Annotated in this window: 3 protein-coding genes; 1 reads left to right on the top strand and 2 read right to left on the bottom strand. The window is 65.9% G+C overall.

Features of this window, described 5'->3' with window-relative positions; all coding sequences use genetic code 11:
* A partial coding sequence (locus GF405_00990) for an HAD-IC family P-type ATPase (GenBank protein ID MBD3366731.1) occupies positions 1–1,839 on the top strand: 1,839 nt, incomplete at its 5' end.
* A gap of 320 nt (positions 1,840–2,159) precedes the next feature.
* Here the strand turns inward: GF405_00990 and GF405_00985 are convergent.
* Together GF405_00985 and GF405_00980 are read right to left on the bottom strand one after the other, a co-directional pair.
* A complete protein-coding gene (locus tag GF405_00985; GenBank protein ID MBD3366730.1) occupies positions 2,160–3,554 on the bottom strand; it encodes a response regulator in 1,395 nt (464 codons plus the stop codon).
* Positions 3,538–4,689, bottom strand: coding sequence for a GHKL domain-containing protein (locus GF405_00980; GenBank protein MBD3366729.1), 1,152 nt, complete (start codon positions 4,687–4,689; stop codon positions 3,538–3,540). The genes GF405_00985 and GF405_00980 overlap by 17 nt, the downstream gene beginning before the upstream one ends.
* Positions 4,690–4,820 lie beyond the last annotated feature (131 nt).

The following is a 4,820-nucleotide window of genomic DNA, read 5'->3' as shown; positions in this document are numbered from 1 at the left end:
GTCTCGGCCATCCCGGAGGGTCTGCCGGCGGCCATCACGGTGGCCCTGGCGCTCGGACTCCGCCGCATGGCCGGCCGGAACGCGATCATCCGTCGTCTGACGGCCGTCGAGACCCTGGGCTCGACCACGGTCATCTGCTCCGACAAGACCGGGACGATCACCGAGAACCAGATGACGGTGCGGCGCATCTGGGCCGGGGGCGACGTCTTCGAGGTGACCGGCGAAGGCTACGATCCTGAGGGAACGATCCTAAAACTGGGAGGAGGAGAGCTGAGCGAGACGCCTGAGTCGCTCAGGAGTCTCCTGGAGGTCGGGGTTCTGGCGAACAACGCCCGCATCCACCGTGTCGAGGATCACTGGCAGGCCGACGGAAACCCCAGCGAAGCGGCCCTCCTCGTCGCCGCCCGCAAGGCGCGCCTCGATGTCGATGCGCTCAGAGACCGGTTCGAGCGCATCGACGAGGTTCCGTTCTCGAGTGACCGCAAGTATATGGCCACATTGCACGGGACGACGGACGGTAAGCGAAGAGCCGCGGCCAAGGGCGCACCAGACCGACTGCTGGACTACGCCTCGGGCGTTCTCCTTGACGGGGAGGTGTCGGAACTCACCGAGGAGCGTCGCGATGAGGTCGAGGCGGCGAACAACGCCTTTGCCGAGGAGGCACTTCGCGTGATGGCCGGCGGATACCGTGATTTCGGTCTCGAGAAGGAGGACCTGACGTCGTCCGACGTCGAGTCCGAGCTCACGCTGCTCGGCCTCTGGGGGATGATCGACCCGCCGCGTGAGGAGTCGGCGCGGGCCGTTGCGGCCTCGAAGGACGCGGGCATCCACACGGTGATGATCACCGGTGACCACGCGACGACCGCCCTGGCGATCGCCCGCCGGGTCGGCATCTCAGAAAGCGACAGGGCCCTCACGGCGTCCGACATCGAGACGATGGACCAGCGCGAGCTGGCCGACGCGGCCCTCGAGTCCGGGGTCTTCGCCCGCGTGTCGCCGTCTCACAAGCTCAAGATCATGCAGGCGCTGAAGAGCCAAGGGCACGTGGTTGCGATGACGGGCGACGGCGTCAACGACGCCCCGGCTCTCAAGGGGGCCGACATCGGCGTGGCGATGGGGAGGTCGGGCACCGAGGTGGCCAGGGAGGCCGCCGATATGGTCCTGACCGACGACAACTACGCCACGATCGTGGATGCCGTGGAGGAGGGACGGACCATCTACTCGAACCTCCGTCGGGTCGTCTTCTTCCTGCTCGCGACCAACCTGGGCGAGGTGCTGACGCTCACCGGGGCGCTCATCCTCGGGCTGGAGCTTCCCCTGACGGCCGTGATGATCCTGTGGGTCAACCTGGTCACCGACGGGGCCTGCACGGTCCCGCTCGGGGTGGAGCCGCGGCACTCGAACGTCCTCAAGGAACCTCCGCGCGACCCCGAGGAGTCCGTCATCAACGGGCCGATGGTCCGGCGCATGGCGATGCTCACGCCGATCATGGCCGCGGGCACGCTGGGACTGTTCCTCTGGCAGAGCCGGAACGGCGACCTGGCGAGCGCCCGCACGGTCGCCTTCACGACGCTCGCGGCCTTCCAGTGGTTCCAGGCCATGAACGCCCGATCGCAGTCGCAGTCCGTTTTCACCGTCGGGCCTCTGAGGAACCGCTGGCTGCTTGTGGGGCTGGGTGTTGCGATCGTGCTGCAGATTCTCGTGGTCCACACGCCGCTGGGACAGCAGCTCTTCAACACGACCCAGCTGACGGGCGGAGACTGGCTGCGTATTGTCCTGGTGTCGAGTTCGATCTGGGTGGCCGATGAGGTGCGCAAGCTCGTCCGCAGACGCCTCTGAGTGATGCTCCGGGCAGTTCTGAACCCCTACGCCACGTTCCCCCGTCCCGTCCGAGCCCCAGAAGAACCCGATGAGGAGTTCCTCCCTTTCGAAAGCCGTGAGGTCAGAGCAGTCGCGAACGAATCACCAGCTACCACTGTACCAGAAGCTCAGGCACGCATTCCCCTCCTGAAGCTCGTGCTCGAAGCAGATGCACTCGTCCTGCGGTTCAGCGGCGTGTGGACACACAGCGCAGTGCCCACCCTCGTACTGAACCATGTAGCCGAGGACCGAGGTGTGCGTGGTGTTCGTGACGAGGGCGCCCCCGGTCCTCGGAGGATTCAGCTTCCGTCCAGCGCGGCGCCCTCGCTTCTCATCGCAGCAATCCCCGTCTCCTTCAGGAACTCGTGAAACGTCTGCCGCGTCACGCCGATGTCCTCGGCCGCTCTCGTGATGTTCCCGCCGTTCCGAGCCAGCGAGGTTCTCACAAGGGTCTTCTTCAGATCGAGAACCACGCGCGCCCTCTCCGACTCGTAGCTCACCGGCAACGTGACCTCGGGACCTGCCGGAACAGCGAGATCGCGCGGGTTCAGGTGCCTGTCGTCCGCGAGCACGCAGGCGCGCTCTATCGTATGCTTGAGCTCTCTGACATTGCCGTCCCAACGCTGGGACTGGAGATAGAGCTCGGCAGCCGGCGACAGCGAGAACCCCCGTCGTGAGCCCTGGACGAACTCGGCCGCGAAGTGCTGTGCGAGCGGGACGATGTCCTCCCGCCGCTCCCTGAGCGGGGGAATGTCGATGTGAAACGTGTTCAGTCTGTAGAAGAGGTCCTTCCGAAAGCGGCCGTTCTCGGCCTCGGATGCCAGATCGTGATTCGTGGCCGCGATGATCCTGATGTCGGCGAAGCGCTCGTGTCGTCCGCCGAGGCGCTTGAAGCGACCCTCGTCGGCCAGCCTCAGGAGCTTCGCCTGCGACACCAGCGGCATGTCGCCTATCTCGTCGAGGAAGAGCGTTCCTCCGTCTGCCGCCTCACAGCTCCCGATCTGCTGGGAGACCGCCCCGGTATAGGCGCCCTTCTCATGTCCGAAGAGCTCGTTCTCAACGATCGTGTCGGGCAGCGACGCGCACTCGACGACGGCAAAGGGGCCCGCGGCACGGGAGCTCCGTCGGTGGATCTCGCGGGCCAGGAGTCCCTTGCCGACGCCCGTCTCCCCGGTGATCAGCACGGACTGGTCGGACGCGGCAATGCGTTCGAGGGTGGAGAACACGCGCTCCATGGTCTCGCTGGCGTAGATGAACTCGCCCCAACGCCTGTCCGCCTCCCTCCTCGATGTTCTCTCACCGATGAGAAGCCGGCGCTGCCTCAGGGCCGCATCGACCACGACCTGTATCTCCCCGGGACGAGCGTCCTTCCTGACGTGGTGAAAGGCCCCCAGTTCCTGTGATCGGAGCTCGTCCTCCATCGACTCCGACTCGGTCCACATGATGACCGGCAGGAAGGGATACTCGGCGAGCAGTTCGGTCAGGATCTCGAAGCCTCGCGGCGCTCCGTCATAATAGAGGTCGAGCAACACCGCGTCGGGCTCTTCGTCGGCGCAGGCATCGAGTACGCGGTCGAAGTCCGACACGCACGCCACGTCGAACTCGCCGGATAGGATGGCCTCTGCCGTCTCCAGAAATGGGATGCTGTCATCAACAAGCAGAAGCCTCATGCGCCTGTCATAGTTCCGGCTCATGGTCGTCTCCAGTGTACGTGCTTCTCCAGTGGGGTATCTCGACGAGCACGGTCGTGCCGGCTCCCGAGGTGCTCTCGACGCTCATCTCTCCCCCGAGCTCCCTCAGAACCCGCCGCGAGTAAGGCAGACCGAACCCCCCTCGCGAGGCGTCGGCGGCTTCCTCGAAGACCGATTCGACATCGGCGGCGCTCATGCCGCGACCGGTGTCTCTGACCGCGACGACGCACCGTTCCCCGTCGCTTCGCGCGGTGATCTCGAGGCTCTTCGAACGCGCGCCTTCCATGGCCCTCACCGCATTGGCGAGGAGGTTCTCGAGGATGGTGAAGAGAACATAGCGCGTGCCTCTAACGGCGTCGGCCGTCGCGGGGACATCCGAGTCGAGCGTCAGGCTCACAGCGTTCGATGCCAGAAACTCCTGCCGCAGCGTGAGAACATCGTCGAGGACGGAGTTCAGGGAGCATCCCGGGTTCGCAAGGACCGCGGCGCAGACGGCTTCTGCAGAATCGACAAGTTCCTGACGTCCATCCCTGATCTCCGCTACCAGTTGAGCAAACTGCTCCTTCTCGGACGCCGGATCTTCGAGCACGGCCTTCAGGGCGTGATCGATTCGCGCGGCCGCCGACTCCATCGAGTTGAGCGACTCAGTCATGAACCCCAGGTCGCGTCCGAGGGCGGCGAGCTGTGAAACCTCGGGAGCGACCGACTCCCGGAACATCGTCGCGCCTTTCTCGAGCACGCTCTTCATGGCCTCGTACCGCTTCTGCTCCCCGCGCGCTTCCAGCATCTCGCGCGCGAGATAGGCCAGCTGCGTGATGTTCTTCCGCGCGTCGTCGCTGACGCGGTCTCCGGGGCGCGCGTCGAAGTCGCCCTGTCCCCCGTGACGGAACCCCATGATCCGGCGTCCGAGCTCTTCGATCGGCGTTCCAGGAGAGAGCGCTGCGTACGCGGCCCGGCGCCGCCCGGCGGTCACGGCGAGCGTTCCGAGCGGAACGGCGCCTCCGACGAAGAGGAGTCCGTAGAACGGCGGTCTCCCGAGGACCCCTGCGACAACGACCCCAAGTGCCAGGGCCGCGATGCCGCCGACAGCGACGTCTCTTCTGTCGCCGGAACGCGCCAGCGCGTACCGCGTCGTCATCCAGACGCCTGCTGCGAACAGAGCCGCCGCCCAGAGAAACGCGCGGCTTCGCCTGACAGGAAGGGTGCTGTTCTCTCGAAGCAGCTCGTTGAGTCTGCGGACATCCTCCCTCGCGCCGAGGATGGCGGCGG

The organism is Candidatus Effluviviaceae Genus V sp. (assembly GCA_014728125.1).
In the GTDB taxonomy this organism is placed as follows: domain Bacteria; phylum Joyebacterota; class Joyebacteria; order Joyebacterales; family Joyebacteraceae; genus WJMD01.
Note: the sequence above shows the minus strand (reverse complement) of the source record. Positions and strands in the feature narration are given on the sequence as shown.

What these genes read in the sequence shown, in the direction of transcription:
- GF405_00985 (MBD3366730.1), bottom strand. Translation starts at nt 3,554, where the DNA reads ATGAGCCGGAACTATGACAGGCGCATGAGGCTTCTGCTTGTTGATGAC.
- GF405_00980 (MBD3366729.1), bottom strand. Translation starts at nt 4,689, where the DNA reads ATGACGACGCGGTACGCGCTGGCGCGTTCCGGCGACAGAAGAGACGTC.